Annotated in this window: 24 protein-coding genes and 1 tRNA gene; 9 read left to right on the top strand and 16 right to left on the bottom strand. The window is 68.7% G+C overall.

Annotated features, from left to right (window positions below):
• The first annotated feature begins 443 nt into the window (after window positions 1–443).
• From OHA21_RS39760 to OHA21_RS39750, 3 genes are read left to right on the top strand one after another with little or no spacing between them, the layout of a single operon-like run.
• Window positions 444–1373 (top strand): class E sortase, encoded by a 930-nt coding sequence (locus OHA21_RS39760; RefSeq protein WP_328464097.1) that lies wholly within the window; start codon window positions 444–446, stop codon window positions 1371–1373.
• Window positions 1374–1376: 3 nt separating this feature from the next.
• Window positions 1377–1658 carry a hypothetical protein gene (locus tag OHA21_RS39755; RefSeq protein ID WP_328464096.1) on the top strand — a complete coding sequence of 94 codons (282 nt, stop codon included), beginning with the start codon at window positions 1377–1379 and terminating at the stop codon, window positions 1656–1658.
• Between the two features lie 4 nt (window positions 1659–1662).
• Window positions 1663–2313, top strand: coding sequence for an aminodeoxychorismate/anthranilate synthase component II (locus OHA21_RS39750; protein WP_328464094.1), 651 nt, complete (start codon window positions 1663–1665; stop codon window positions 2311–2313).
• 62 nt (window positions 2314–2375) lie between these two features.
• Here the strand turns inward: OHA21_RS39750 and pknB are convergent, their stop codons facing one another.
• The 7 genes from pknB to OHA21_RS39715 form a co-directional block, all read right to left on the bottom strand.
• Window positions 2376–4148, bottom strand: a complete 1773-nt coding sequence (gene pknB / locus OHA21_RS39745; RefSeq protein WP_328464092.1) for a Stk1 family PASTA domain-containing Ser/Thr kinase — start codon at window positions 4146–4148, stop codon at window positions 2376–2378.
• The gene (locus tag OHA21_RS39740; RefSeq protein WP_328464089.1) at window positions 4145–5518 is read right to left on the bottom strand and encodes a serine/threonine-protein kinase; all 1374 of its coding nucleotides are present in this window, start codon (window positions 5516–5518) and stop codon (window positions 4145–4147) included. Before OHA21_RS39740 ends, pknB begins: the two co-directional genes overlap by 4 nt.
• A gap of 1 nt (window position 5519) precedes the next feature.
• A complete protein-coding gene (locus tag OHA21_RS39735) occupies window positions 5520–7022 on the bottom strand; it encodes a peptidoglycan D,D-transpeptidase FtsI family protein (protein WP_328464087.1) in 1503 nt (500 codons plus the stop codon).
• Window positions 7019–8473: an FtsW/RodA/SpoVE family cell cycle protein gene (locus OHA21_RS39730; RefSeq protein ID WP_328464085.1), complete on the bottom strand. Its 1455-nt coding sequence runs from the start codon at window positions 8471–8473 to the stop codon at window positions 7019–7021. Before OHA21_RS39730 ends, OHA21_RS39735 begins: the two co-directional genes overlap by 4 nt.
• A gap of 76 nt (window positions 8474–8549) precedes the next feature.
• Window positions 8550–9908 carry a PP2C family protein-serine/threonine phosphatase gene (locus tag OHA21_RS39725; protein ID WP_328464083.1) on the bottom strand — a complete coding sequence of 453 codons (1359 nt, stop codon included), beginning with the start codon at window positions 9906–9908 and terminating at the stop codon, window positions 8550–8552.
• Window positions 9905–10387, bottom strand: a complete 483-nt coding sequence (locus tag OHA21_RS39720; protein WP_328464081.1) for an FHA domain-containing protein FhaB/FipA — start codon at window positions 10385–10387, stop codon at window positions 9905–9907. The genes OHA21_RS39725 and OHA21_RS39720 overlap by 4 nt, the downstream gene beginning before the upstream one ends.
• A 5-nt stretch (window positions 10388–10392) precedes the next feature.
• Window positions 10393–11184 carry a DUF3662 and FHA domain-containing protein gene (locus tag OHA21_RS39715; protein ID WP_328464079.1) on the bottom strand — a complete coding sequence of 264 codons (792 nt, stop codon included), beginning with the start codon at window positions 11182–11184 and terminating at the stop codon, window positions 10393–10395.
• Between the two features lie 244 nt (window positions 11185–11428).
• On the opposite strand from OHA21_RS39715, the gene OHA21_RS39710 reads away from it, so the two are divergent.
• The 3 genes from OHA21_RS39710 to OHA21_RS39700 all read left to right on the top strand — a co-directional run bounded on the left by OHA21_RS39710 (window position 11429) and on the right by OHA21_RS39700 (window position 13317).
• Window positions 11429–11511 (top strand) — tRNA-Leu (locus OHA21_RS39710).
• Between the two features lie 244 nt (window positions 11512–11755).
• The gene (locus tag OHA21_RS39705) at window positions 11756–12580 is read left to right on the top strand and encodes a WecB/TagA/CpsF family glycosyltransferase (RefSeq protein ID WP_328464077.1); all 825 of its coding nucleotides are present in this window, start codon (window positions 11756–11758) and stop codon (window positions 12578–12580) included.
• A 131-nt stretch (window positions 12581–12711) separates the two neighbouring features.
• Entirely contained in the window at window positions 12712–13317 is a 606-nt protein-coding gene (locus OHA21_RS39700) for a hypothetical protein (RefSeq protein ID WP_328464075.1), read from the top strand.
• 6 nt (window positions 13318–13323) lie between these two features.
• On the opposite strand, the gene OHA21_RS39695 is transcribed toward OHA21_RS39700, so the two are convergent.
• Both OHA21_RS39695 and OHA21_RS39690 read right to left on the bottom strand, forming a co-directional pair.
• Window positions 13324–13776, bottom strand: coding sequence for a hypothetical protein (locus tag OHA21_RS39695; protein ID WP_328464073.1), 453 nt, complete (start codon window positions 13774–13776; stop codon window positions 13324–13326).
• Between the two features lie 130 nt (window positions 13777–13906).
• On the bottom strand, window positions 13907–14125 hold the full coding sequence (locus OHA21_RS39690) for a DUF397 domain-containing protein (protein WP_328478829.1): 219 nt from the start codon (window positions 14123–14125) through the stop codon (window positions 13907–13909).
• 668 nt (window positions 14126–14793) lie between these two features.
• Here OHA21_RS39690 and OHA21_RS39685 point away from each other — a divergent pair.
• Window positions 14794–15096, top strand: a complete 303-nt coding sequence (locus tag OHA21_RS39685; RefSeq protein ID WP_328464071.1) for a hypothetical protein — start codon at window positions 14794–14796, stop codon at window positions 15094–15096.
• Between the two features lie 17 nt (window positions 15097–15113).
• Here the strand turns inward: OHA21_RS39685 and OHA21_RS39680 are convergent, their stop codons facing one another.
• The gene (locus OHA21_RS39680) at window positions 15114–15827 is read right to left on the bottom strand and encodes a Stk1 family PASTA domain-containing Ser/Thr kinase (RefSeq protein WP_328464069.1); all 714 of its coding nucleotides are present in this window, start codon (window positions 15825–15827) and stop codon (window positions 15114–15116) included.
• A gap of 153 nt (window positions 15828–15980) precedes the next feature.
• Between OHA21_RS39680 and OHA21_RS39675 the strand changes: the two genes are divergently transcribed.
• A complete protein-coding gene (locus OHA21_RS39675; protein WP_328464067.1) occupies window positions 15981–17315 on the top strand; it encodes a Hansenula MRAKII killer toxin-resistant protein 1 in 1335 nt (444 codons plus the stop codon).
• Here OHA21_RS39675 and OHA21_RS39670 read toward each other — a convergent pair whose 3' ends face one another.
• Both OHA21_RS39670 and OHA21_RS39665 read right to left on the bottom strand, forming a co-directional pair.
• Complete coding sequence (locus OHA21_RS39670) at window positions 17316–18794, bottom strand: glutamate-cysteine ligase family protein (RefSeq protein ID WP_328464065.1); 1479 nt, start codon at window positions 18792–18794, stop codon at window positions 17316–17318.
• A gap of 167 nt (window positions 18795–18961) precedes the next feature.
• Window positions 18962–19537: a YceI family protein gene (locus tag OHA21_RS39665; RefSeq protein WP_328464063.1), complete on the bottom strand. Its 576-nt coding sequence runs from the start codon at window positions 19535–19537 to the stop codon at window positions 18962–18964.
• A 105-nt stretch (window positions 19538–19642) separates the two neighbouring features.
• On the opposite strand from OHA21_RS39665, the gene OHA21_RS39660 reads away from it, so the two are divergent.
• On the top strand, window positions 19643–20131 hold the full coding sequence (locus OHA21_RS39660; protein WP_328464061.1) for a MarR family winged helix-turn-helix transcriptional regulator: 489 nt from the start codon (window positions 19643–19645) through the stop codon (window positions 20129–20131).
• A gap of 1 nt (window position 20132) precedes the next feature.
• On the opposite strand, the gene OHA21_RS39655 is transcribed toward OHA21_RS39660, so the two are convergent.
• From OHA21_RS39655 to OHA21_RS39640, 4 genes are all read right to left on the bottom strand, one after another.
• Window positions 20133–21290, bottom strand: a complete 1158-nt coding sequence (locus OHA21_RS39655; RefSeq protein ID WP_328464059.1) for an acyl-CoA dehydrogenase family protein — start codon at window positions 21288–21290, stop codon at window positions 20133–20135.
• A gap of 34 nt (window positions 21291–21324) precedes the next feature.
• Window positions 21325–22848, bottom strand: a complete 1524-nt coding sequence (locus OHA21_RS39650; RefSeq protein ID WP_328464057.1) for an acyl-CoA carboxylase subunit beta — start codon at window positions 22846–22848, stop codon at window positions 21325–21327.
• Window positions 22849–23070: 222 nt separating this feature from the next.
• Window positions 23071–24306, bottom strand: a complete 1236-nt coding sequence (locus OHA21_RS39645) for a chaplin family protein (RefSeq protein WP_328464055.1) — start codon at window positions 24304–24306, stop codon at window positions 23071–23073.
• Window positions 24307–24615: 309 nt separating this feature from the next.
• Window positions 24616–25701: a hypothetical protein gene (locus OHA21_RS39640; RefSeq protein ID WP_328464053.1), complete on the bottom strand. Its 1086-nt coding sequence runs from the start codon at window positions 25699–25701 to the stop codon at window positions 24616–24618.
• Window positions 25702–25779: the final 78 nt, after the last annotated feature.

The following is a 25779-nucleotide window of genomic DNA, read 5'->3' as shown; positions in this document are numbered from 1 at the left end:
AGGTGGGCGGCCCCGGCGACACCGACCGGAACGGACCCTGGCCCCCGGCGGTAGGCGGCCCCGGCGACACCGACCGGAACGGACCCTGGCCCCCGGCGGTAGGCGGCCCCGGCGACACCGACCGGAACGGACCTTGGCCTCCAGCGGCCGGCAGCCCGGGCACTGTCGGCCCGAACGGACCCTGGACCGCGGCGAGCAGTCCGGGCGACAGCGGCCGGACCGGGACCTGGTCGCCCGGGAGCAGCAGCAGCCCGAGCGGAATCGGCGGGACCGTGACCGGGGTCGGGGCCGGTAGCAACCCTGGCGGGGCGGACCGGAGCGGGCCGTGGAGTCCGGCCGGCGGTGAGACGACCAGTGCGGCCCGAGCGGGTGGGGCCGCGCCGGATCCGGGTGCGACGGCGCTCATCCGTACGATCGATGCTCCGACCAGCAAGCTTCCTACGGTGCCGGCTGGGGCCGGCAAGCCCGTGTCAGCAGCGCAGGCCGCCCGGGAAGCGGCCGGGCCCGATGCCGTGGTCGGCGCGGCTGCGGTGTCCGCGACCCGGCCCGGGGGTGGCCCGGATGACGCCCAGGCGGCCGAGCCGGCCGAGCCCATCAAGCCGAAACGCGGTGAGCGGGTGGTCAAGCTGAGGCCGGAGCAGACCGACGAGGGCTACAAGAGCGTCTACTCGGAGCTGACCCGCCCGACCGTCGGTTCGCGGATTCGGACCGGCATCCGCGCCACCGGCGAAGTAATGATCACTTTCGGTCTCGTCGTGCTGCTATTCGCCGGGTATCAGGTGTTCGGCAACTCGGCCGCCGTCCAGAGCGAGCAGGACGACCTGGCCGCCGAGCTCGACCAGGCGTGGGCCGATCCGACCGTCGCGCCGACCGCGGACAACAACGTGAAGGCGCCGAAAGCGCCGAAGGACGGTCTCGTCGGCCGCCTCTACATCCCGAAGTTCGACAAGAAGTGGGTGGTCGTCAACGGCGTGCAGCCGGATGACATCCGCTACGCCCCGGGCCACTACCCGGAGACCGCGCTGCCCGGCGAGGTCGGCAACTTCTCGATCGCCGGCCACCGGATCAAGAAGATCTTCTGGCGGCTGGACGAGCTGCGCACCGACGACGTGATCGGCGTCGAGACCAGGGAGAACTGGTACGTCTACCGCGTCTACGACCTGGAGATCGTCAAGCCCCACCAGGTCGAGGTGGTCGCCCCGGTGCCCGGCAAGCCGAAGGCGAAGCCCAAGGAAGCGCTGCTCACCCTGACCACCTGCAACCCGAAGTTCAACAACTACGAGCGGCTGATCGTGCACGCCAAGCTGGTGGACACGGTGCCGCGCAACCAGACGCTGCCGGACGCCGGCATGCCGGCGGAGATCAAGGCCTGACTTATGTACGCGTGGATCTGGCGAAAACTCCCCGGAGCGGTCTGGAGCAAGCTGACGCTGTCGCTGGTGCTGGTCACCGCGATCGGGGCGATGCTCTGGTATGTGGTCTTCCCCTGGGCCACCCCGCTGCTCCCGTTCGACGACGTGCAGGTCGAGGCCGGCACCGAGCAGGTGGATTCAGAAACGGTCACACCCGGTGGCAGCGCCAACCCGGACGCCGACGCCCCCGACGAGATCCCCTACAGCACCACCTCCCACCATCCCGAGCCCAGCCCCAGCAGGTGATGACGTGCGCATTCTCGTGATCGACAACTACGACTCGTTCGTTTTCAACCTGGTTCAGTACCTCGGCCAGCTCGGCGCGGAGTGCGAGGTGCGGCGCAACGACGAGATCACCGTCGCCGAGGTGGGCGGGTTCGGCGCCGCCGGGATCCTGCTGTCGCCCGGCCCGGGTGAGCCGACCCGCGCCGGGATCATGATGGATGTGATCCGGGAGTACGCCGGAAAGCTCCCGATGTTCGGCGTCTGCCTCGGACATCAGGCGATCGGGGCCGCGTTCGGCGCGACCGTGACCCGGGCCCCGGAGCTGCTGCACGGCAAGACCTCGGAGGTCCACCACAAGGGTGACGGTGTGCTGGCCGGCCTGCCGGACCCGTTCACCGCGACCCGGTACCACTCGCTCGCCGTCCTGCCGGAGACTCTGCCGGCCGAGATCGAGGTGACCGGGCAGACCGAGTCGGGGGTGGTGATGGCCATGCGGCACCGGGAGTTGCCGATCGAGGGCGTCCAGTTCCACCCGGAGTCGGTGCTGACCGAGGGCGGGCACACCATGCTGGCGAACTGGCTGGCCTCGTGCGGCCTGCCGTCAGCACTGGAGAAAGCGCCCGCGCTGGCCGCCGAGGTGGAGAACCGGCGCCGCTCGGCGTTCGTGACCGCCTGACGGCACCGAACGACAAAGGCCGGTAACCCGCGAGGGCTACCGGCCTTTTCGGCTTTCCGGGACTACTCTTCCTCGCCGCCACCGGTGCCGGGCGGCTCGCTCTCACCGTCGGAGGGCTCCGGGTTCGGATCCGTGTTCTCCCCGACGATGCCGAGGACGATCGTCGTACCCTTCTCGACCTTCTTGCCTTCCTTGACGCTCTGCGAGACCACCTCACCGGGGTTGCCCTCCGCACCGGGCACCACCTCGGTCGACCCCGTCAGGCCCTTCTCGGCGAGCAGGGCGGACGCGACCTCGGCGGACTTGCCGATGACGTTCGGCATCTCCACGAGGTTGCCGTCGGAGACCTCGACCGTGATCTGGGTGCCCGGGTCGACCTTTTCACCGGCCTTCTCGACGTCGACGACCTGGCCCTTCTGCCGGACCGACGGGACCTCGCGGATCTCCGGCTCGAGCCCGATGGCACGCAGCGCGGCCTCGGCTGCGCCCTGAGTGCCGCCGACCAGTCCCTTGGGGACCACCACCGGCTCCGGAGCGTTGCAGACCGTGTAGCTGATCACCTGGTTCGCCTCGACCTGGGTGCCCGCGTTCGGCGACTGGGCGACGATCGTACCCTCGCAGTCCTTCTCGATCTTGGGATCGGTGGGCTGGATGTTCGCCAGGCTGACCTTGGCCAACTCGGCGTTCGCCTCGTCGGGGGTCATCCCGTCCAGGTTCGGCATCGTCACGGTCGTCGGCTGGGTGGGGGTGTTGTCGTCGTCCCTGTTCTGCAGGGCCAGGGCCACGCCGAGGACGACCACCACCAGGAAGGCGAGACCCGCGAGGGCCGCCATCACCCAGTTCGACTTGTTCTCCGGCTTGCCGGGCGGCGCCACCGAGGCCGGGATCGGACGCTGCACGGCGGTGGCGCCCTGGGGCTGCCACTGGCGCGGGCCGTTGGTCATCGCCACGGTTTCCGCCTGGCTCATCACCGGCGTGGCCATCACCGGACGGCCGGAGACCGCGCGCAGGGCGTCGGCACGCATCTCCTGAGCACTCTGGTACCGGTTCAGCGGGTTCTTGGCGAGCGCCTTCAGCACGATCGCGTCGATTTCCGGCGGCAGGTCCCGGACGATCGTGCTCGGCGGCCGCGGGTCCTCCCGGACATGCTGGTACGCCACGCTGACCGGGCTGTCGCCGACGAACGGCGGGTGGCCGACGACCAGCTCGAAGAGGACACAGCCGGCCGCGTACACATCGGAGCGTGCGTCGACCGACTCGCCGCGAGCCTGCTCGGGGGAGAGGTACTGAGCCGTACCGATCACCGCGCTGGTCTGGGTCATCGTGGTGGCACCACTGGCCAGTGCCCGGGCGATGCCGAAGTCCATCACCTTGACCTGGCCGTTCTGCGTGATCATCACGTTGCCGGGTTTGATGTCCCGGTGGATGATCCCGTGCCGGTGGCTGAACTCCAGCGCGGCGCAGATGTCAGCGATCATCTCCAGCGCACGGCGTGGCTGGATCCGCTGCTCCTGGGCGAGAACCTCCTTGAGGGTCCGCCCGTTGACGAACTCCATCACGATGAACGGAAGCTTCTCGCCGGTCGCGGAGATTTCCTCGCCGGTGTCGTAGACCGCGACGATCGCCGGGTGGTTCAGCGCAGCGGAGTTCTGCGCCTCACGCCGGAACCGCTCCTGGAACGTGGCGTCGCGGGCCAGGTCGGAACGAAGCATCTTGATGGCGACGTCGCGGCCGAGGCGCAGATCGCGACCCTTGTGCACCTCTGCCATGCCGCCGTAGCCGAGCAGCTCGCCGACCTGGTACCTGCCACCGAGCAGGCGGGCCTGCGCCGTCATAACGTCTGTCGTCCTTCGTTCAGTCGGATCTGGCCGAGCTGGGCATCGGCCTTCATAAGACGGTACGACGTCACCAACACTGGGTCAGCAACCACGCCCGAGCGGAGGATAGCCGCAGAGCTGCTGTGATAGCCCAGCGTGTTGCCAGCGGCGGTGGTGCCGTTGCCATGTCGTAACAGGAAAGAGATGACCCCGGCGCAGAGCAGCACCAGCAGCGCCAGCACCACGGCCAGCACAACCAGGACCTGTCGGCCGAAAGTGCCCTCCGGCTTGGCGGTCGGCGAGGCCTGCGGCGGGTACGCATTGACCGGCGCCCCCGACTGTGGCCGGTACGGCGGCGGCATGGGACCCGGTGGTGTCGAAGCCGGAGGCGACGACGACGGCACCGACGCAGCGCCGCGTGCCCCGGAAACCGGACGCGGCACCGACGCGCGGGCCGCGGCGCCGGACTGCGGACGGGCCGGAGCCGGGCTGGTCGGCCGCGCCGCCCGGGCCGGCTGCTGATGCTGGGCCGGCTGCGGCGGATGCGCGACCGGCTGCTGCACGGCCGTGGTCAGCGAGGACGCGGCCTGCCGGGCGACCGTCGCCATCGCCGAGGCACTCGGCCAGCGGGCGGACGGGTCTTTCGACATCGCGCGTTCCACAATGGCGCGCACCGCGGGCGGGATGTCGCCGGGCAGCGGGCGGGGTGTCTCCCGCACGTGCTTCATCGCGATCTCGATCGGGGTGGCTCCGTCGAACGGGCGATGGCCGGAGAGGCACTGGTAGGCGACGACGCCGAGGGCGTACACGTCGGAGGCCGAGGTGGCGACGTCGCCGGAGGCCTGCTCCGGGGAGATGTACGACGCCGTGCCGAGCACCGCGCCCGCGACGGTGAGTTGCCCCACCAGTGCCGAGCGGGCGATACCGAAGTCCGTGAGGACCAGGGTGCCGTTCGGGCGTACCAGAAGGTTTCCGGGTTTGACGTCGCGGTGCACGATGCCGTTCGCATGTGCGGCCTGCAACGCGTCCGCTGCCTGCGCGACCAGCGCCATCGTCCGTGCCGGCGTCAGCCGGCCGACCCGGCTCAGCGTGCGGGACAGAGCGTCACCCTCGACGTACTCCATGACCAGGAAAGCGATCTGCTGATCGCTGCCGTAGTCGTAGACGTCCACCACGCCGGGGTGGTTGATGGTCGCCATGGTCCGCGCCTCGCCGCGGAACCGCTCGGCGAAACCGGGCTCGTCGAGGAGGGCGGGCAGCAGGATCTTGACCGCGACGGTACGGCCCAGCACCTCGTCGGTGCCGCGCCAGACGTCGCCCATGCCGCCGCCGGCGATCCGCTCCTCCAAGCGGTACCGCCCACCGAGCGTGACCCCCGGGCGGATCATGTCAGTCCCCTCCCTGGCCCGCCGCGGCCTTCATGATGAGCCCGGCGATCCGGGCCGCCTCGGCACTGGGGCTGCGGCTACCGGGCACGTTCTCCAGCATGACGCAGACCGCGGACACCGCCTCGCCCTTGGAGTTGAACGCGAAGCCGATGAACCAGCCGTGGTTGTCCGCGCCCTCCGCGTTCTGGGCCGTTCCGGTCTTGCCACCGACGGTCAAGTTGTCGATCTGCGCGTTCTTGCCGGTGCCGTCCTCGACGACGCTGACCATCATGTCCTTGAGGTCGTTGGCGACATTGGACGGGATCGGGTCACGCAGCTTCTTCGGCTCGGCGGTGTAAATCGTCCGCCGGTCCGGGCCGAGCAGCTTCTGCACCAGGTAGGGCCGCATCTGCTCGCCACTGTTGGCCACCGTGGCGGCGATCAGCGCGCCCTGGAGCGGGGTCATCCGTACGTCACGCTGGCCGAGCGACGACTGCGCCAGCGCGGCCGTGTCGGTGCTGCCGTCCGGGTTCGCGATGTCACCGGTGTGGCTTGCGGCGACGGTGAGCCCCGAGTCGCTCTCCAGGTTGCCGACCTTGAGCCCGTCGACCTCGAACCCGAAGGCCTTCGCGGTCTCCTTGACCTTGTCCGCCCCGAGCTGCACGCCGAGCCGCGCGAACGCGGTGTTGCAGCTGGTGGTCAGCGCCTCCTTGAGGGTGACCTGGCTGGTCGGGCAGACCTCGTCCGCCGAGTTGCGGATCGTCGCGCCGCCCTCGCGGTAGACAGCGCCGGCCTGCATCTCGGTGCCGGTGGTGTAGCCGTTCTGCAGGGCAGCCGCCGACATGATCACCTTGAAGACCGAGCCCGGCGGCTGGGTCGCGGCCACCGCGCGGTTGAGCAGCGGCTGGTCGTCGTCCTTGTTGAGCTTGTCGTACGCCGACTGGGCCGCCTTGATGTCGTGGCTGACCAGCGGGTTCGGGTCGAAGCTCGGCATCGAGACCATCGCCTGCACGGCGCCCGTACGCGGATCGATCGCAACCGCCGCGCCCTTCTTCGCCCCGCGCTCGTTGTTGGTCAACTGCTTCCAGGCCGCCTGCTGAGCCTTGGTGTTCAGCGAGAGCAGCACGTTGCCACCGCCCGACTCGTCCCCGGTGAACATGTTGCTCAACCGGTCCGCGAAGAGCTTGTCGCTGGCGCCGGAAAGGAATTCGTTCTCGCTCGCCTCGATGCCGACCGCGCCCAGGTTGACCGGCTTGTACCCGAGAATTGGCGCGTAGAGCTCCTTCTGCGGGTAGACGCGCAGGTATCTGAGCTCGTCGTCGGTCTCCTGGTTCTGCGCCAGAGCCTTGCCATCCGCCTCGATCACACCGCGCGGCGTCTCGTACTCGGCGATCATGACCCGGCCGTTGCGTGAGTCGGTGCGGTACTCGTCCGCCTTGTAGGCCTGGACCCAGTTCAGGTTGGCGAAGATCAGGCCGAACAGCACGAAGATGACCACGCCGGCGCGTCGGAGAGGGGCGTTCACGGCTTGATCACCTCCGTCATGGCGCCGTGCAACTGGGTGGGTGCTTTCTTCGGCCCGGCCCGTTCCGGGCCACTGCTGGTGGCCGGGCGGCGGGCCGCGTCCGAGATCCGTAGGAGCATCGCGATGAGCAACCAGTTCGCCATCAGTGAGGAGCCACCGGCGGACAGGAACGGGGTGGTCTGACCGGTCAGCGGGATCAGTCCGGTGATGCCGCCAAGGATGACGAAGACCTGCAACCCGAGGGTGAAGGCCAGGCCGCCGGCGACCAGCTTGCCGAACGAGTCGCGCACCGCGAGCGCCGCGCGCAGACCGCGTTGCACGATCAGCAGGTAGATCACCAGCAGCGCGGAGAGCCCGAACAGGCCGATCTCCTCACCGAGGCCGGCGAAGATGAAGTCGGTCCGGACCTCCGGCACCTTGCCGGGTGAACCCGCGCCCGGGCCAGTGCCGAACAGACCGCCGGTGCCGAGCCCGAACAGACCCTGGACGAGCTGGTAACTGCCGCCGACCCGGTCGTACTGCTCCGGGTCGAACGGGTTCAGCCAGACCTCGGCACGGTCGTAGAAGTTGGCGAACGGGCCGCCCACCGAAGCACCCAGCAGGTACGCCACGTAGACGCCGCCGAAGAACAGGACCAGACCGATGATCAGCCAACTGGCCCGCTCGGTCGCGACGTAGAGGGTGACGACGAAGAGGCCGAAGTACAGCAGCGCGGTGCCCAGGTCCTTCTCGAAGACGAGGACGAGGAGGCTGAACAGCCACACCGTGAGAACCGGGCCGAGGTCCCGTCCGCGCGGGAAGTCGATGCCCAGGAACCGGTGGCTGGCCAGCGAGAGCACCTCGCGCTTGCGGACCAGGTAGTACGCGAAGAAGGAGACCAGGGCCAGTTTGGCGAACTCGCCCGGCTGGATCGAGAACGATCCGAACTTGATCCACAGCTTGGCGCCGTTGACCTCCGAGATGCTGGCGGGCAGCACCGCCGGGATCATCATCAGGACGATGCCGGCCAGGCCGAGGGTGTACGCGTACCGAGAGACGATCTTGTGATCCCGGAGCAGCAGGAGCAGCACCGCCGCCAGGATCAGCGAGATCAGCGTCCAGGCGAGCTGACGGCCGCCGGTGCCGGCGAAGATGCCGGGCTCCGGCTCCTTGTTGGAGATCGCGCGGGCGATGTCGAGGCGGCGCAGGAACGCCACCCCGATCCCGTTGATCAACGCCACCGCCGGCAGCAGGACCGGGTCCGCGAACGGCGCCGTGAACCGGATCACCATGTGCAGACCGAAGAAGAGCAGGCTCAACAGCGCGGCCGGCACCCAGAAGTTGGGCCGGATCGCGTCGAACTGGTTCGCCTCGACCGTCGCGCCGAACACCGCCACGATGACCATGGCGAACGCCAGCAGTCCCAGCTCGGCGTTACGGCGCGTCTTCCATCCCGTCGGGATACGCGACATCTCACCCGTGGAGGCGGGCGTGGGAGCCGGTACGGAAGGCGCGGTCAAGAAAAATCCCCAGACGTATTGGCCGTGCTCAGTTGACGGTCCGGCACGCGAGCGGGTCCACGGTCGTCGGAGCACTCTCGGACGGTTGGGTATTCGGCACAGCAGGCGCCGTGGATGTGGTGACGGCCGGCGCAGCTGAGCTCGCGGCGGACGGCGTGGTGCCGGCCGGCGGGCAGACCGGCTTCAGGTTCGGGTTCGACGGCTCTTCACTGATCAGGTCGGCGAGCACGTTCTGCGCGTCGGACTGGCTGTCGGCGTGGATGCCCTGCTTCACCTGCTCCTGGGCGACCGTGGTCAGGTCGTCCAGCCGGACCGCGCTCGTCTCGCTCACGGTCGAGAGGTCCAGGCCCGCGATCTGCCCCGGAACGCCGCGGAAGATGGCGAGTTGCCCGGCGTCGGTCGCTCCGACGTAATACTGATCCTGGGTGTACTGCCAGCCGGCCCAGAGGCCGCCGCCGAGCACCGCGAGCAGCAGCAGCACCATCAGGCTGGTGCGCACCGGATGGCCGGCGGGCTCCGGCTCGTACCCGTTCGCCGGCTCGGGCTGGGCCGGGCGCGGCGGCGGTTTCAGGGCCGCGGCCCGGGCAGCCGACGTGGAGCTGTCGGCGACCGTGGTGTTGCCCCGGTCGATGGAGGCCGCACCGCCGACGATCGGCGACTGCTCGACGATGTCGTCGATCGCGTCGGCGATCACCACGGTGATGTTGTCCGGCCCGCCGCCGCGGAGCGCGAGCTGCACGAGCCGCTCGACGCACGCCTTCGGATCGGTCAGCTCCCGCATGGTCTGCGCGATGGTCTCCGCGCTGACCACCCCGGAGAGACCGTCGCTGCAGATCAGGTACCGGTCGCCCTTGAGAACCTGGCGAACCGAGTACTCCGGGTCGATGTCGCGGCCGTCCAGCGCCCGGGTGAGCAGCGAGCGCTGCGGATGGCTGCTCGCCTCCTCCGGACTGACCCGGCCCTCGTCGACCAGCATCTGTACGTACGTGTCGTCCTTGGTGATCTGCGAGAACTCACCCTTGCGCAACAGGTACGCCCGGGAGTCACCGATGTGCACCATGCCGAACTTGCTGCCCGAGAAGAGCACCGCGGTCAGCGTGGTGCCCATTCCCTCGAGCTGTGGGTTGGCGTCGACGGTGTCGCGTAGCTGCTGATTCGCAGTACCGACGGCGTGCCGCAGGGCGTCGACGAGGGCGTCCCCGGGGACGTCGTCGTCGAGTGGCGCCATGGCGGCGATGACAATGTTGGAGGCGACGTCACCGGCGGCCATGCCGCCCATACCGTCCGCGACAGCAAGAAGCCGCGGCCCGGCGTAGACGGAGTCCTGGTTGAGGTCTCGGATCAGACCGCGGTCGCTCTGAGCGGCATAGCGCAGGGTCAGGGTCATGGCCGTAACTCGAGAGAAGTGCGCCCGATCCGGATCGGAACGCCAAGGGGGACTGGAGTGGGTCCGGAGACCTTACCGCGATCAAGGTAGGTGCCGTTGGTCGAGCCGAGGTCCTCCACGAACCACTGCCCGTCCCGCGGCACCAGCCGGGCGTGCCGGGCGGACGCGAAGTCGTCGGTGATGACGAGTGTCGAGTCCTCGGCCCGTCCGATCGTGATCGGGGCTTCGCCGAGCGTGATCCGGGTGCCGGCCAGATTGCCGGCGGTCACGACCAGTTGCCGGGCCGCCTTACCGCGCTTCGCCTTCGCCGGCCGGCCCTGGAGCACCGCGCCACCCACCCCCCGAGGGCTGGCGACGATGCTCTTGGACCGGGCACCCGCGAAGAGATCCCGCCGGATGACCCCGACCACCGTGAACACGAATATCCACAGCAGGATCAGGAATCCGAAACGGGCGACGGTGAGGACGAATTCGGGCAAGGTCGCTAGCCGTCCACTCGGAAGGTGAGCGTGGTGGTGCCGAGCTGGATCATGTCGCCCGGGTTCAGCGCGACGGCGGACACCCGCTGGCCGTTGACCATGGTGCCGTTGGTCGAGCCGAGGTCGGTCAGCACGACCTGGTTGCCGTCGTAGTCGAGCCGGGCGTGCCGGCGCGAGATGCCGACGTCGGGCAGGCGCAGGTTCGCCTGGTCGCCGCGGCCGATCACGGTCGAGCCCATCTGCAACGGGTAGGTCCGCCCGTCACCGGAGACCAGACCGACGCTGCGCGGGCCACCGTGACCGCCACCGCCGTGCGGCTGGTAGCCGCCCTGCTGGTCGTAGGGCGAGTACTGCGGGCCGGCGTCGTACGCAGGCTGCTGCACCGGGGCGACCTCGCCACCGGTGTACACCTCCGCGGTGACCCGGAACATGCCTGTGTCCAGGCCGTCGCCACGCTCGATCTCGACGATCACGTCGCCGTAGACGGTCCAGGCCTGCTCACCGATGAACTCGGCCTGCGACTGCGCCAGTTCCTGTGCCAGAGCCGCCGCGTACGGCGCCAACCGGCTGTGGTCGTAGGGCGACAGATCAATCACATAGCGGTTGGGCACGAGGGTGCGGCCACCGGCGAGGATGGCCTTGTGCGCCTCGGCCTCCCGCTGCATGGCATTCAGAATCTCCACCGGGTGCACGACACCCTTGAACACCTTCGCGAAGGCCCCTTCGACCAGGCCTTCCAATCGCTTTTCGAAGCGTTGCAGCACGCTCACCGGCTCCTCCTCGGGTTCCGAGGACATGATGGTATCCGGCGGCCGCTTGCGCATCCGTAGCCCAAGAGCAGCCGGCACTTCTGACCCTCGTATGACGCCACTCGACGCCGTGCTAATGTTTCCTGCGTCGCGGGGCGATATCAACTCAGCTTGGTACCGCACTCGTAACGTGCGACAGCGTAGTCTGTCGCAGCCAGTAACAAGAAGCAGGCTCGACCAGCCTTCTTCAAGCCGAAGAAGACATGTATATGATCTTCCAGGCTAGTCACATGGGGATGTGGCGGAATGGCAGACGCGCACGGTTCAGGTCCGTGTGTCCGAAAGGACGTGGGGGTTCAACTCCCCCCATCCCCACGAGTCGCTCAGGCGCTTCCCATCCAGGATGGGGAGCGCCTCGCTCTTTCTGGGGCGTCGGTCACCCTGTGTGGCTTTCAACACCTTTCCGGGGTACGCGAGAAGCCCGCTCGGGAGAGTGGAAGATCCACCGTCACCCGGAGGGGTGGCCGTCGCCGGTTCGTGCAAGATCTTTGAAAAGTGGCCGCGCCGCGTTTGACGCTATGCTCGCCGCCTCACTGTTTCCCAAGGGTGGAGTCGTCCGTTGTCCGTCACACCTACCGGTACTGCTCGCGGTAAGCGCAACGTGCTCGGCGTACTCGTCGACGCGACCGACTACGCCACGGCGACCGCGCAGATCATCGAGGCGGCCCGGGAGCACCGGCCGTTCGCCGTCACGGCGCTCGCGGTACACGGCGTGATGACCGGGGTGCAGGATCCGGCGCACAACGCCCGGCTCAACTCCTTCGACCTGGTGACGCCGGACGGGCAGCCGGTGCGCTGGGCGCTGAACCTGCTGCACGGCGCCGGGCTGGACGACCGGGTCTACGGGCCGACCCTCACCCTCAAGGTGGTCGAGCAGGCCGCGGCCGAGGGCCTGCCGGTCTATCTGTACGGATCCACCCAGCCCACGCTCGACCGGCTCGTCCCGGCGCTGATGGAGATGTTCCCGGCTCTGAAGATCGCCGGGGTGGAGGCGTCGAAGTTCCGCAGCTCCCAGCCGGGTGAGGCGGCCGAGATCGCCGAGCGGATCAAGTCGTCCGGCGCGCGGGTCGTGCTGGTCGGCCTCGGCTGTCCGCGGCAGGAGGTCTTCACCTACGCGATGCGGCCGTTCCTCGACATGCCGTTGCTCGCCGTCGGCGCCGCCTTCGACTATCACGCCGGCCTGCTGAAGAACCCGCCCGCGTGGATGCAGAAGTACGCGCTCGAGTGGCTGTGGCGTCTCGGTCTGGAGCCGAAGCGGCTGTGGAAGCGGTACGTGCTGCTGAACCCGGCGTACCTGACCCGGCTCGCCGCGCAGAAGCTGGGCGTCTGGAAGGCGACACCGCCGGCGCCGGCCACCGAGCCGGTGCGGGATTTCGCGGTCTGACGAGTGGCCTGATCAGCGGTCTGACGAGGCGTTTCGCAGACGGTCCGACGACCCCTACGGGGACCGCCACGGGGTTCGGTCCGGGCATAACCCGGTTTCGTATCTTGCGAGATCGGTGAACGCTGTTCGATGTGAACACCGCTGTGGACGTCATCCTGATCGGCACCCTCGCCGCTGTCTGGCTCGCCGCCGGACTGCTGGTCGACGGGCTGCCCACCGCTGGTACGGCCCGTGAGCTCCGACGCCGGGCCGGGCTCCTGTCCGTGCTGGCCGTCGTGGGTTCGGCGGTGTTCGTCGCCATCCCGCTGATCACCACCGCAGTGCCGGGCATCTCCTCGGCTCCGACGGCGGCACTGCTTCCGGCCGTACCGGCTCTGATCGTGCTGACCGCCGGTCTGCGCCGGCTGAGCTGGGTCCGGCGCGGTGCGGGCGCTTTCGCGACCGCACCGCTCGCCCCCGTTCCCCCGGCGCTGCGGGCCGCCGCGGCGCATCCGCTGGTGGCCGCGCCGTTGCAGGTCACCGGCCTTGCCGCGGTGGTCGGACTGCCGATCGCCGCCGGCCTGGTCGAGCCGCCCGGCAGTGGCGCCTCAGGCGTGGCCGCTATCGCCCTCACCGCGATGGCGGTGGCCGTCCTGGTGATCGGGGTCCGTGCCGCGATGCGGCACAGCCGGCTGGCTCCGCTCGTGATGGCGCCGCTGAGCCACGGCCGCGAGCGGGTTCCGGCCGACGCCCGCTGAGCCGTCCTACGGCTTCTTTGCCTCTTGCACGTACAGCAACTCCAGAATGGAACGTGCCGCCTCGAACCAGCGGTCGAGCCAGTCCGACGTCGGCAGCGTTCCCCTGGCCGGCAGTTCCAGCAGCAGGCCACGCAGCAGCGGGTGGTCCGCCATCGACTCGTTCACCGGCGCGTCCGACCAGGAGCCGGTCGAGCCGAAGACCGGTTCGCTCAGGCCCTGCAGGTCGAGCGAGGGCAGCTTGGCCGCCCGGTCGAGCGCGCTGGTCGGCTCGATGCTGTGCGAGCGCCCGGGCGACCGGGTCGGCAGACCCGAGCTGCTGCGGGACACCAGTTCACCGTCGCTGCTCTCGCCGGTCAGTGCCGCATCCCGCCGGTTCTGCCGGTACGCGCTGACGCCACCGCTGAATCGGTCCTGCGCCGTCGACGAACCGTTGCTGAGGTTCTCGGAACCTATCGTCATCTCTCTGCCTTGCCTCGTTCGGTGATCCGTCCCGGCCGTCAGCGCGGTCCGGTCCGCGCTTAGAGCTTTCAACGAGGCGAGTCGCACACAGCGACGGCAAAATCGGGCAAATAGCTACGGCCCGGACTTCTCAGAGGTCGAACTCGCCGTCCTTGGCGCCGCCCACGAACGCGTCCCACTCGGCCGGCGTGAAAATCAGCGCAGGTCCGCCGGGCTGCTTGGAGTCGCGGACCGCGATCGCCTCGCCGACGAACGCGACCTCGACACAGTTGTCACAGTCCACGCCACTGCGGGTGCTCTTGAACCACTGCGCGCCGCTCAGGTCGAGCCGAAAGCCCTTCGTCGCGATTTCCACAACGACTCCTCTGTCCGCATTGCGATCATCTCGGGGCATCGATGGGTTGGCCCCGAAGCTGTAACGAGCGCCGCACAATGTGGACGTGCCGTCGTAGCGCCATTTTTCGATAAGCGTCACCCATCGGGATGGCCGAATGACATTGCGGACGTACGCGCTGCTCAGCGGCGGTGCGCCGGGACGGCCTTATGTGTGTAATGTCCATTATGACTGGGTCTACTGTGTCCGTTTTAAGCAATTTAAAGGAGACTTGAGGTTAATGTCAGACTGACTGCCAACACGGCACCCGATGATCACAGAGGATCACGGAAGGCTGACATGCAACTTGCATCGACAACGCTGGTGGTGCAATCTTTCCGTATAGCTTGCATCACTTAACGTTCTTGAGAGATGCGGGCAAGTCAGACGTAAAACATCGAAACGACGTCCGAACACGGGGCGCCGAAGCACCGAAGGCTTGGTCTGGACCTTCGCCCGGATGTGGGTGGTGTGATCGGCGATGGTGACGTTCCGCAATCATCCTCGATGATTGGAACCGTCTTCGATGGTTGGCACTGTCGAAGACTTGCAAAGGTGCATCAGCCGGGCAGACTGGTGCATCTGTGTCACAGGTTGTTCGCCACACAGAGTCCACCCCACACAGTCTCAGGGCAGGAGATGACGTGGTTCTTCCTCGGTCCGGTGATGTCATCCACGTGACGAGAGCGGCCAGCGTCCAGTTCGCATCACCGATGCTGTTCCGGGTCATCCGGGTTCACGATTGGCCGACCTACGAGGGCTGGGTCTGGCTCGACGGTTACGAGCTCAACGCAGCCGGCGACGCGGTCGAGCGTCGCTCCATCTTCGTGCAGGTCAACGGCCTGCGCCCAGTCGGTAAGGCGCCCGATCCGCGGGCCCGCAACGGCCGCCAGCCGGCCGCGCGCCCGGGTGTGATTCCTGCCCGGACGGCACGCGCCAACCGCTGACACCCACCGCTGAGAGCTCAGCCTCCGCTGGGCGTCGTCGTCGGAGCCGACGGCGGACTCGGCTCGGCTGTGCTCTCAGCCGCGACCACCAGGGTGATCCGGGTATCGGACGGCACCAGCCGTCCCTCCGGCGGATCGCTGTCGATCACCGTTCCCGGTTCGGCGTCACTACTCCGCCGGATCACCCGGGAGGTCAGCCCCGTACGCTCCAGCGCCGCCCGCGCGTCCGCCAGCGGCATGCCCCGCAGGGCCGGCACCAGGACCTCGGTGTCCACCGGCTCGGTCGTCGGGAGCACACTCACTGTCTCGATCACGGTCGGCGGGGGCGCTTTCGGAGCCGTTTCGCCGTCGGTCACGGTGCGCGCTGTCGGAGTGGGCGCGGGCGCTTCCGTCCCGCCGCCGGAGTTCTGCACGATCACGGCTATCCCGAACCCGAGCAGGGCCAGCAACGACAGAGCCGCGACGCCGACGGCGATCGGTGTCCACCATCGACTCTCCTGCTGGGCCGGCCCGAAATCGGCCCAATCCGCCTCGTTGTAGTCCGGATCGCCCCGCCGGGGCGGCCGCACGACAGCGCGACCGGCCCACACCGAGTCGTCGCCGTCATCCGATCGGGGGCCACCGGACGGCTGATTCCGCTGGGCCTCGGTAGCCTCCGCGGGTGGCATCGGGCGCGTCTCATCCGGGCGCGGCGCAGTGTCGTCCCGATCTTCCGGACGCTCCTCAGGCATCGCCGGTTCCTTCCGCTCCTCACATCCGCGCTCGTCGCAGCCGTCAACGTATCGAATCTTGCGGCCACATGGGGTTTTCCGGTGCCGGCAAGCGGTCCGGGCCACGTCTCGAACGTTTCGCGGACATCGGCGAAGACCAGTACAGTGCCCGGCATGGCCGAGAAGGGCTGGACAACACAGGCATCCGCCGCGGCCGGAATCGCAGCCGGCGCGGGCGCCGCGCAACTGGGTCTCGGCTACGGCCTCGGCGTGATCACCTGGCCGACGACCGCAGCCGAGGCGGAGAGTGTCTGGCTGGGCAGCCTCGGCTGGGCAACGTGGATCACCGCGAGCGCGACCGTGCTCGGCGCGGTCATCGCCGGGCGCATGCGACCGGACCGGACCGGACCGTGGCGCGCGCTCTGGCGATTCCTCCTGGCGGCGTCATCCGCGCTGGGTGCGCTGGTGTCGGTCGCGCTGGTCGCGCTTCCGGCCCGCTCAGCGGTACGCGCGGACACGCTCTCCCCCCAGCTGGTGGCCGGCGGATATGCGCTGGCCGGACTCCTCGCCGGTCTGGTCGTCGCGTTCTGGGCAGTCTCATCCGGTCCGGTGGCGGCCAACCTGATCGGCACCGCGCTCTGGCTGTGGGCTTTGGCCATCGCCGGCGTCGCCGCCGAACTCGCCACCGGCCGCGACTTCGCCACCTATCTGACCAGCTGGCAGTTCGCCGAGTCGGTCAGCCCGATCCGGTACGGCGGAATCTACTGGCCGAGCGCACTGCTGACCCTGGTCGCAGCCTTCGTCATCGGACTCGCCGCGGCCTGGCCGGCAGCCCGGAACGGTGAACTCGGCCTGGGCACGGCGATCTCCGGCGCGGTCGGACCGCTGCTGGTGGCGTTCTCGTTCCTGCTGCTCGCGCCGCAGTTGACCGCCGCGATGGGCCCGTTGCAGTCGGCCTATCTGATCGCCCCATATGCCGTGCTCGCCGGTCTGGGCGGCTCGGCGCTGACCGTGACGCTCGAACAGGGCAGGCGGGCGCGGGCCGCGCGGGCCGTGGACACCGCGGCGATTCCGACCACCGACCTCACGGCGGGCGGAAAGCCTGGACCGGGCCCGGCGATTCCGGCCACCCGTCCGGCTCCTGCAGCCGTGCCCGCTCCTACACCCGCACCAGCTTCCGCCCCTTCGAAAGCTCCTGCTGCCGTCCCCGCGAAAGGTCCTGCTGCCGTCCCTGCGAAAGCTCCCGCGAAAGCAACCGGACGGGCGGTGGCGCCGGCTGCCGAGAAGGACAAACCGCCGACCGCGCCGGCCCTCACCGATAAGCCGGGCCCGGCCGAGAAACCCGGTGGCTCGCTTCTCGGCCTGGGCGATCCCGAGGTCGCCGAGGCTGCCCGCCCTTCGCGCCCGCCGGCGAAACGCCCGTCCGCTCCAAAGCAGACGATCACGCCGCCACCGGCCGAGCCGACGATCGCCCGGATCAACCCGGACGATTCGGATAAAGGTAAGTAGTCACCCCACCGGCCAGGTGTGCACCGGCTCGTTGGTGCGCTGCAGGTCGACGTAGCGCTGGGTCATGTCCCGCACCGCCGCGTAGCGGTCCAGGCCGCGAGTCTCCTCGGCCGCGCGAACCGCCTCGGTCTGCCAGGCTGCGCCGTTGCGCCGGGACCGGCAGCGGGCCTCGACGATGCCGAGCAGCCGGTCCCGCTGGGCCGGGTGCACCCCGAACCGGTCGAGCCCGGCGTACGCCTTCGGCAGCAGCGTGTCGAGGATGAGCTCGGCCACCGGCACCTCGCCCCGTCCTGGCCAGCACACTGCCGCTTCCAGACCGTCGCGTGCGCCGGTCCGGAAGTTCTCCGCAGCGACCGGGAACTCGAGATGCTGCCAGATCGGGCAGTCCTCGTCCGCCAACTCGGCGACGGCACCGAAGTAGAAGGCTGCGTTGGCGAGCAGGTCGACGACGGTCGGGCCGGACGGCAGCACGCGGTTCTCGATGCGCAGGTGGGGGCGTCCGCCGGTGACGTCGTACACCGGGCGGTTCCAGCGGTAGACGGTGCCGTTGTGCAGGCGTAGCTCGTACAGATGAGGGATTTTGCCGTTCTCCCAGACCTCGACCGGATCCTCGTCGCTCAGCTCGGGGAGCAGCGGCGGGAAGAACCTGATGTTCTCCTCGTAAAGGTCGAAGACCGAGGTGATCCACTGCTCGCCGAACCAGACCCGCGGTCGCACACCCTGGGCCTTGAACTCGTCCGGCCGGGGATCGGTGGCCTGCTCGAAGAACGCGATCCGGGTCTCCGCCCAGAGTCGCCGGCCGTGCAGGAACGGCGAGTTGGCGCCGAGAGCGACCTGCGCAGCGGCGAGCGCCTGCGAGGCGTTCCAGAATCGGGCGAAGTCCGGCGGCGCGACCTGCAGATGGAACTGGACGCTGGTGCAGGCGGCCTCGGGCGCAATCGAGTCGCTGCTGCCCTCGAACCGTTCCAGACCGGTGATGTCGATCTGGAAGACGTCGCCGCGGGCACCGCTGATCTCGCTGTTCAGAGCTTGGTACCGCTCGCCGGCGGAGAGGTTGCCCAGCACCAGATGACCGGGGGAGAGGGTGGGCAGCATGCCGATCAGCGCCAAGCGGCTCTCGCCCTTGCGGGCGCACTCGGAGGCTCGGCGCAAACCGTCCAAAATGTCGCGTTCGTAGGCACCGAGACCGTCCCCGGCGATCGATCGGGGCGGCACGTTGAACTCGAGATTGAACTTGCCGAGCTCGGCCTGGAAGCACGGATCGGCCAGGTCGGCCAGGATCTCGGCATTCCGCATGGTGGGGCCGGCGTCCGCGTCGACCAGGTTGATCTCGATCTCCAGGCCGGTGGTCCGGTGGCCGGGCTCGAACGCCTCGGCGTCGAGCATCCGGCCCAGTACGTCCAAGCAGTCGCGGACCTTCCGCCGGAACAGAACGCGATCATGCGGCGAGAAAACAGCGTTCACCAGATCTTTGCCCATGAATCCCTCCCGGACAGCCGGGGATGAAACGGACTTTCGATCACCGCTCTGTGAACGAACGCTTGCGCTCGGTCAACCCTGCCATCCCGACGGACGGACCGCCATACGAACCGAGGCGCCGCCCGGATCCCCCGGCGGCGCCTCGATTGTGGACTTCGTGCGAGCGATCAGCCCTCCTGCTGGAGGATGGCCTCGCCCTCGATCTCGATCTTGACCTTCTTGCCGATCATGACGCCGCCGGTCTCCAGAGCCATGTTGTAGGTCAGGCCCCAGTCCTCACGGTCGATCTCGGTGTGCGCGCTGAAACCGAAGAGGTGCTGACCATACGGGCTGGTGGTGGCCCCCTCGAACTCGACGACCAGCTCGACCGGACGGGTCACGTCCTTGATGGTGAGCTCGCCCTCGAGGATGAACTCGGCGCCCGCGTGCGACTTCACACCGGTGCTGCGGTACTCCATCGTCGGGTACTTCTCGGCCTCGAAGAAGTCGCCGGTGCGCAGGTGGTTGTCCCGGTCGACCTGGCCGGTCTCGACGCTGGCGGTCGTGATGGTCGCGGTGACCGAGGACTGCAGCGGGTCCTCCCCGACGACGATCGTGGCGTCAGCCTGGGCGAACTGACCGCGAACCTTGCTGACCATGAGGTGCTTGACCACGAAGCCGACCCGCTTGTGAGCGGCGTCCAGCTTGTAGGTGCCGGCGGCCGGGATCTGCAGGCCTTCGAACTCACGGGTGCTGACAGTCATGACTGAGCCTTCTCTCGAACTTCTGCGGGGCGGGATGCTTGTGTGACACAGCAACTATATGCGCGGCAATATTCCTCTTGTCAAGTGCCTGCTAAAGTTGACCTCGTGAACAAGGACCTGGACGACCCACGCCTCACCGCGATCGGCCTGCTCGCCGAGGCGTACACGGGATTGATGAACCGGCTCACCACGCAGTTCGAGGAGCACCGCCTCTCCCCGGTGGAGTTCGAGGTGCTCATGCGCCTGGCCCGGTCGCCCGGCAACCACCTGCGGATGACCGATCTAGCCGGGCAGACCACGCTCTCCACCAGCGGCGTCACCCGGGTTGTCGACCGGATGGAGCGCAGCGGGCTGGTCCGCCGCGAGGCCTGCGCCAGTGACCGGCGCAGTTCGTACGCGGTCATCACGGATGCCGGGAAGCAGCGGCTCAGCGAGGTGCTTCCGGGTCACCTGGAGCTGGTCCAGAAGTGGTATGTGGGATTGCTCACCACCGAGCAGCTCGACCAGCTGCTGGGGTCCCTGCGCACGATCCGGGACACCGTCAACCCGTGCGCGGTGGCGGGCAGCGAGGAGACCCCGCCGCCCGCCGCGTGACTCAGAGGCCGAGGCCCCGGGCGATCAGCATGCGCTGCACCTCGGAGGTGCCCTCGCCGACCTCGAGGATCTTGGCGTCGCGGTAGAACCGGCCGACCGCGGACTCGTTCATGAAGCCGTATCCGCCGTGCACCTGCGTGGCGTACCGGCTGTTCTCCATCGCGGCGTTGCTGGCGTTCAGCTTGGCGATCGCGGCGTACCGCTTGAAGTCCTCGCCGGCGAGCATCCGGGCGGCGGCGTCGTAATAGCCGAGCCGGGCGGTGTGCGCCCGTAGGTCCATGTCGGCGATCAGGAACTGGACGGCCTGGAAGCCGCCGATCTCCCGGCCGAAGGCGGTGCGCTGCTTCGCGTACGCCAGCGACTCGTCCACACATCCCTGCGCCAGCCCGACCGACAGGGCCGCGATCGCGATCCGCCCCTCGTCGAGGATCCGCAGGAACTGCGCGAGCCCGCGGCCCCGCTCGCCGAGCAGGTTGGCGGCCGGTACGCGTACGTCGTCGAAGGCCAGCTCGTGGGTGTCCGACGCGCACCAGCCGACCTTCGAGTACTGCGGCGCGACGGTGAACCCGGGTGTGCCGGACGGCACGATGATCGTCGAGAGTTCCTTGCTGCCGTCCGGGTTCGTCCCGGTCACGGCCATCACGGTGACCAGGCAGGTGATCTCGGTGCCGGAGTTGGTGATGAACGCCTTGGTCCCGTTGATCACCCACTCGTTCGTCGACTCGTCGAGCACCGCCCGGGTCGTGGTGCCGGCGGCGTCCGAACCGGTGTCCGGCTCGGTCAGGCCGAAGGCGGCGAGCGCGTCTCCGCTGGTCAACCGAGGGAGCCACTGGTTGCGCTGCTCGGGTGTGCCGTACCGGTAGATCGGCATGGCGCCGAGCGAGACCGCGGCCTCCAGCGTGATCGCGACCGAGCTGTCCACTCTGGCCAGTTCCTCGAGGGCCAGGCAGAGCGCGAAGTAGTCGCCGCCCATCCCGCCGGACTCCTCGGGGAACGGCAACCCGAACAGGCCCATCTTGCCCATCTGGCGCACGATTTCGTACGGAAAAGTCTTGTTCTCGTAGTGCTCGGCGATGACCGGGGCGACCTGCTCGCGGGCGAACGCCTGCACGCTGGCGCGCAACTCCTCGTACTCGTCGCCGAGCCGGAAGTCGACCATGACGATCCTTTCTAGAACTGGAATGACGCCGCGTCTAAACCGGAGTGACGCCGTGCCGGCGCCGGGAGAACGCGCGGTCCTTGGTCCGCGCCGCGGCGAACCGCCGGACCAGCTCGGCCCGTAGCTCGCCCGGCTCGATCACGGCGTCCACGACGAGTTCGCTGGCCAGGCGCATGATGTCGATATCGCGCTCGTACTCGGCGCGGCGGGAGGCGACGAACGCGGCCCGTTCGTCCGGGTCCTCGATCGCCGCGATCTTGTTGGCGTAGACGGCGTTGACGGCCGCTTCGGCGCCCATTACCGCGATCTTGGCGGTGGGCAGGGCGATGGTGGCGTCCGGCTCGAACCCGGGACCTGCCATCGCGTACAGACCGGCCCCGTACGCCTTCCGGACCACCACGCAGATCTTCGGCACAGTGGCCTCGGAGATCGCGGTGATCATTTTGGCGCCGTGCCGGATGATGCCCTGCTTCTCGACGGCCGTGCCGACCATGAAGCCGGGGACGTCGGTCAGGAAGAGCAACGGCACATTGAAAGCATCACAGAGTTGGACGAACCGGGTGGCCTTGTCCGCGGAGTCGACGAACAGAACGCCGCCCTTGAACATCGAGTTGTTGCCGACGATGCCGACCACCTCGCCGTTCATCCGGGCGAAGCCGACCGTGAGCTCACGGGCCCAGAGCGCATGGATCTCGAAGAACGAGTCCTTGTCGACCAGGCCCTTCACGTACCTGCGCATGTCGAACGCCTGCCGCTCACTGGCCGGCACCAGCGCGCCGAGATCGATGTCGGCGGGTTCGGCAGCGGTGGCCGCCGGCGGGTTCGCCGTCCAGTTGGCCGGCAGGTACGACAGGTAGGAGCGGACCACTTCCAGCGCGTCCCGCTCGGTCTTGCAGAGGAAGTGGCCGACACCGGACTCGGCGCAGTGCACCCGGGCACCGCCCATCGCCTCGAGCGTCGTCTTCTCCCCGGTGACCATCTCGACCATGCGGTCCGAGCCGAGATACATACTGGCGTTGCCCTCGACCATCGCGACCACGTCGCAGAAGGCCGGAATGTACGCCCCACCGGCGGCCGACGGCCCGAACAGGGCACAGACCTGCGGGATCGACCCGGACGCCTTGACCTGGTTGTGGAAGATCTTGCCGGCGCCACGCGGGCCCGGGAAGAGATCGACCTGATCGGTGATGCGCGCCCCTGCCGAGTCGACGAGGTAGACCATCGGCACACCCTGCCGATACGCCCGCTCGATGGTTCGAATGATCTTCTCGACCGTACGGGCGCCCCACGAGCCGGCCTTGACCGTGGAGTCGTTGGCCATCAGGCAGACCTCGCGGCCGTCGATCCGGGCCGCTCCGGTGATCACGCCATCCGCGGGCAGTCCGTCCGCCAGACTGTTGGCATAGAGCCCGTCCTCGACGAAGGAACCTTCGTCGACCAGCAGAGCGATCCGCTCGCGGGCGAAGAGCTTGCCCTTGGCGGCGTTGGCGGCGTGATACCGCTCGGCACCACCGGCCAGCACACGCTTGCGCACTCCGGCCAGCGCCTCGCCGTCCATCCGGGCCTCCCAGCCTTAACGCTCGTTAACCTTTTAACGAGCGTTAGGTTAGCTCACCGGCGGGCACAGCGGCAACGACGGACGGGAGCCCCCTGAAGCGGGGACTCCCGTCCGTTTCACTGCTTACCGGCGCGGTGGAGAAGCACCGGCGGTCATCGGCACCAGGCGGCGCCGATGCGGGTCACGCCTCGGGACCGGCGCAACCCGGTCTGGTGCCGCGAATCAGCGCAGCGAGTCGAGCAGGTCCAGACCAGCGACATCGGTGCCACCGACGCCACCGAGACGGTTGGTCAGCTCGCTGACCGGGGACTTCTCGGCCGAGCGGCCGGTCATGTCGTCGCCGTACTGGGTCGGGGCCTCGTCGCCGTAGCCGTCGGGCGCGGTGTCAGCAGCGGGCTTGCCGTAGCCGTCGTTCTTGTCACCCTTGTGGCCGCCGTAGCCCTTGTCACCCCGGACGTCGCCCTTGTGGCCGCCGTAGCCGTTGTCGCCCTGGACGTCGCCGTCGTCGTCGCAGCCGTAGCTCTTGACGACGCCGTGGCCCCGGGTGCCGGCGCAGTCACCGTCACCGAGGATGTCGCCCGGCCGGACGACGCGGACGCGCTTGCGGTCGAAGCCGTCACCGACGTGGTTGGTGCAGGCGCCGAACGCCCGGGAGTTGCCGAGCAGCGCGAGCGAGTTGCCGCAGGCGTTGATCGGAACGGTGATCGGCGCCGCGATCTGGGTGCCGTTCAGGATCCCGTTGTTCCGGAAGCTGAGCTGGTCGACGTTGCCGACGCCGTCGTTGTCCCAGAAGCTCTCGGCCCGGTTCTGCTTCTTGCCCTCGAGCTTCCAGACCTTCCGGGCCCGGCTGCCGACGTGGTTGCTGCAGAGGCCGGTGGCCTGGGAGTTGCCGATCAGCGCGAGCGAGTTGCCGCACGCGTTGATCGGAACGGTGATCGGCGCCGCGATCTGGGTCCCGTTCAGGATCCCGTTGTTCCACGCCGAGACCTGGCCGACGTTGCCGACACCGCGGTCACGGTCGTTGTCGCAGCAACCGCTCTCGGTCGCCTTGGCGCTCTCGACCCAGTTGCTGGAGATGCCACCGGCACGGGAGTTCCCGAGCACCGCGAGCGAGTTGCCGGTCACGTTGATCGGGACGGTGATCGGAACGGCGATCTGGGTCCCGTTCAGGATCCCGTTGTTCCGGCCCGAGAGCTGGTCGACCTCGCCGCTCTCCTCGATGTGGTTGGCGCCCACACCGTAGCTCTGGGACTGGCCCAGCAGCACGCCGGCCGAGTTGCCGACCAGGTTCACCGGCACGTTGACCGGCACGGCGAGCTGGGTGCCGTTGACCCAGCCGCTGTTGTAGGTGGTCACCTGGTCGACGTCGGCCTGAGCGGCGGCGGCCGGGGCGAACAGCAGGGCACCGGCGGCCAGAACACCGACGCTCAGAGTCTTACGAACCCACGTCTTCTTCATGAGAAAGAGATGCCTTTCGCAAATGGTCAGCCATTGTTTTTCCGCATATTCAATTGGGTGTTCCGGTTCCTGTTTCGGGCGCAGCGGTGCCCTTGAGGCTTGTTCGCGACCTACCTTGAGTTCTTGCATCCGTCGGCCACGGAGTTACGTCTCCACCGTCGCGAACAAGTCTCACCAGCGCGTTTTCCGTGCCCTGACCCCGCATTTCGACACGCGCCCATTGGCGCTTCGAGCAACGGTGATGTGACGTTCTGGGCTGTTCCACGTTCATGTGGACCCGGACGCTTGAACGAAGCGCCGGTGCCGTCACTAGTCAGGTGAGACGGTCGGGGCCTCGGCGTCGTGCCGCCGGACCTCGACATCGGCCGCGAGTGGGCGCACCTGGTTGTGCACCGCGCCGTTCGCGACCCGGGCCGGAAGGACGGCTGCCGAGCCGACCTCCGGAGACGCTCCCGACCCACCGGCCGGGATGCCGCTGACTGCCCCGAGGTTCATCCGCATCGGCGCCGGTCCGTCATCGACGGGCCGGTCCTCGCGGATCGTCTCCGGCGTGGCCGGCCGAGCGGCCGCGACATGCCGGTGGACGTGGGACCGGGACTGTGCCTCGGTGTACCGGACCGGCGTGATGCCGGCATCGGCGCGTGAGGCCTGGGTGCTGGCGCTCGCTTCGGCGAGCGGTTTCGTCCGCACCACCGTACGGGCGCCGTCGACAACATCGGCGGCGCCGTCTTGCACGGCTGCGGTGACGGTGACCGGCTCCTCCGCTGACGCGGGTTCCGCCGGTTCGGGCTCGGTCACGGGATCCGTTGCGGTGTCCACCGACCCGGTCCACGTCCGGTCGTCCGCTTTCTCACCGCTGGCACGCGGTGGAGCGGTTGCCGTTCGCAGGACCTTGTCGACGGTCTCCACGCCGATCACGGATCCGTCGTGCACGACCTCGTCGAGCGTCTCCACCGGCCCGGACAGCACCCGTTCCGGTGCCGTGAGGATCGACGTCACGGCTGAGCTACCCCGCGGAAAACCGCTGGTAGGACGCCGGTGGGACTTCGGTGCGGACTCCAGCGGCTGAATGGCCGCCTTGAGGAGTTCGCCGACCGGGGGTTCGTTCCCGGACACCGTCGCGACACTGTCCAGCGTGGACCCCAGCACCGAGCCGAGCGGCCCGGAGTCGTGGTCGGCGGCGTGTGCGGCAGCGCCGGTGAGCAGCCAGGCCGCCCCGGCCAGGCCACCGACGACAAGTGCACGCAGAGCCCACCGGGAACCGGTGCGGCTTGCGCGGCGCTCCGGCCGCCGCTCCGCCCCATGGCTGTGGGACGGCATGAGCGTGGTTGCGCCGTGGGCGATCACGGAGCGGCACGCCGTGCGCTCGTCGCGCTCGACCTCCCAGCTCGTCATGATCCACCCCTTGTCGTCGACTTCGGCCGGTGACTGATACACCCTGTTCCGTCCGCATAAGGGAGGAACAGGCGATAT

The organism is Actinoplanes sp. NBC_00393, assembly GCF_036053395.1.
Classification (GTDB): domain Bacteria; phylum Actinomycetota; class Actinomycetes; order Mycobacteriales; family Micromonosporaceae; genus Actinoplanes.
The sequence above is the reverse complement of the archived record's forward strand: the minus strand, read 5'-3'. Positions and strand labels throughout refer to the sequence as shown.

Coding starts and splice junctions, on each gene's coding strand:
- OHA21_RS39755 (WP_328464096.1), top strand. CDS start 1,377: ATGTACGCGTGGATCTGGCGAAAACTCCCCGGAGCGGTCTGGAGCAAG.
- OHA21_RS39680 (WP_328464069.1), bottom strand. CDS start 15,827: ATGCCTGAGGAGCGTCCGGAAGATCGGGACGACACTGCGCCGCGCCCG.
- OHA21_RS39650 (WP_328464057.1), bottom strand. CDS start 22,848: ATGGACGGCGAGGCGCTGGCCGGAGTGCGCAAGCGTGTGCTGGCCGGT.
- OHA21_RS39655 (WP_328464059.1), bottom strand. CDS start 21,290: ATGGTCGACTTCCGGCTCGGCGACGAGTACGAGGAGTTGCGCGCCAGC.
- OHA21_RS39665 (WP_328464063.1), bottom strand. CDS start 19,537: ATGACTGTCAGCACCCGTGAGTTCGAAGGCCTGCAGATCCCGGCCGCC.
- OHA21_RS39670 (WP_328464065.1), bottom strand. CDS start 18,794: ATGGGCAAAGATCTGGTGAACGCTGTTTTCTCGCCGCATGATCGCGTT.
- OHA21_RS39725 (WP_328464083.1), bottom strand. CDS start 9,908: ATGACCCTGACCCTGCGCTATGCCGCTCAGAGCGACCGCGGTCTGATC.
- pknB (WP_328464092.1), bottom strand. CDS start 4,148: ATGACGGCGCAGGCCCGCCTGCTCGGTGGCAGGTACCAGGTCGGCGAG.
- OHA21_RS39740 (WP_328464089.1), bottom strand. CDS start 5,518: ATGATCCGCCCGGGGGTCACGCTCGGTGGGCGGTACCGCTTGGAGGAG.
- OHA21_RS39645 (WP_328464055.1), bottom strand. CDS start 24,306: ATGAAGAAGACGTGGGTTCGTAAGACTCTGAGCGTCGGTGTTCTGGCC.
- OHA21_RS39640 (WP_328464053.1), bottom strand. CDS start 25,701: ATGACGAGCTGGGAGGTCGAGCGCGACGAGCGCACGGCGTGCCGCTCC.
- OHA21_RS39695 (WP_328464073.1), bottom strand. CDS start 13,776: ATGACGATAGGTTCCGAGAACCTCAGCAACGGTTCGTCGACGGCGCAG.
- OHA21_RS39730 (WP_328464085.1), bottom strand. CDS start 8,473: ATGTCGCGTATCCCGACGGGATGGAAGACGCGCCGTAACGCCGAGCTG.
- OHA21_RS39675 (WP_328464067.1), top strand. CDS start 15,981: ATGGCCGAGAAGGGCTGGACAACACAGGCATCCGCCGCGGCCGGAATC.
- OHA21_RS39715 (WP_328464079.1), bottom strand. CDS start 11,184: ATGTCCTCGGAACCCGAGGAGGAGCCGGTGAGCGTGCTGCAACGCTTC.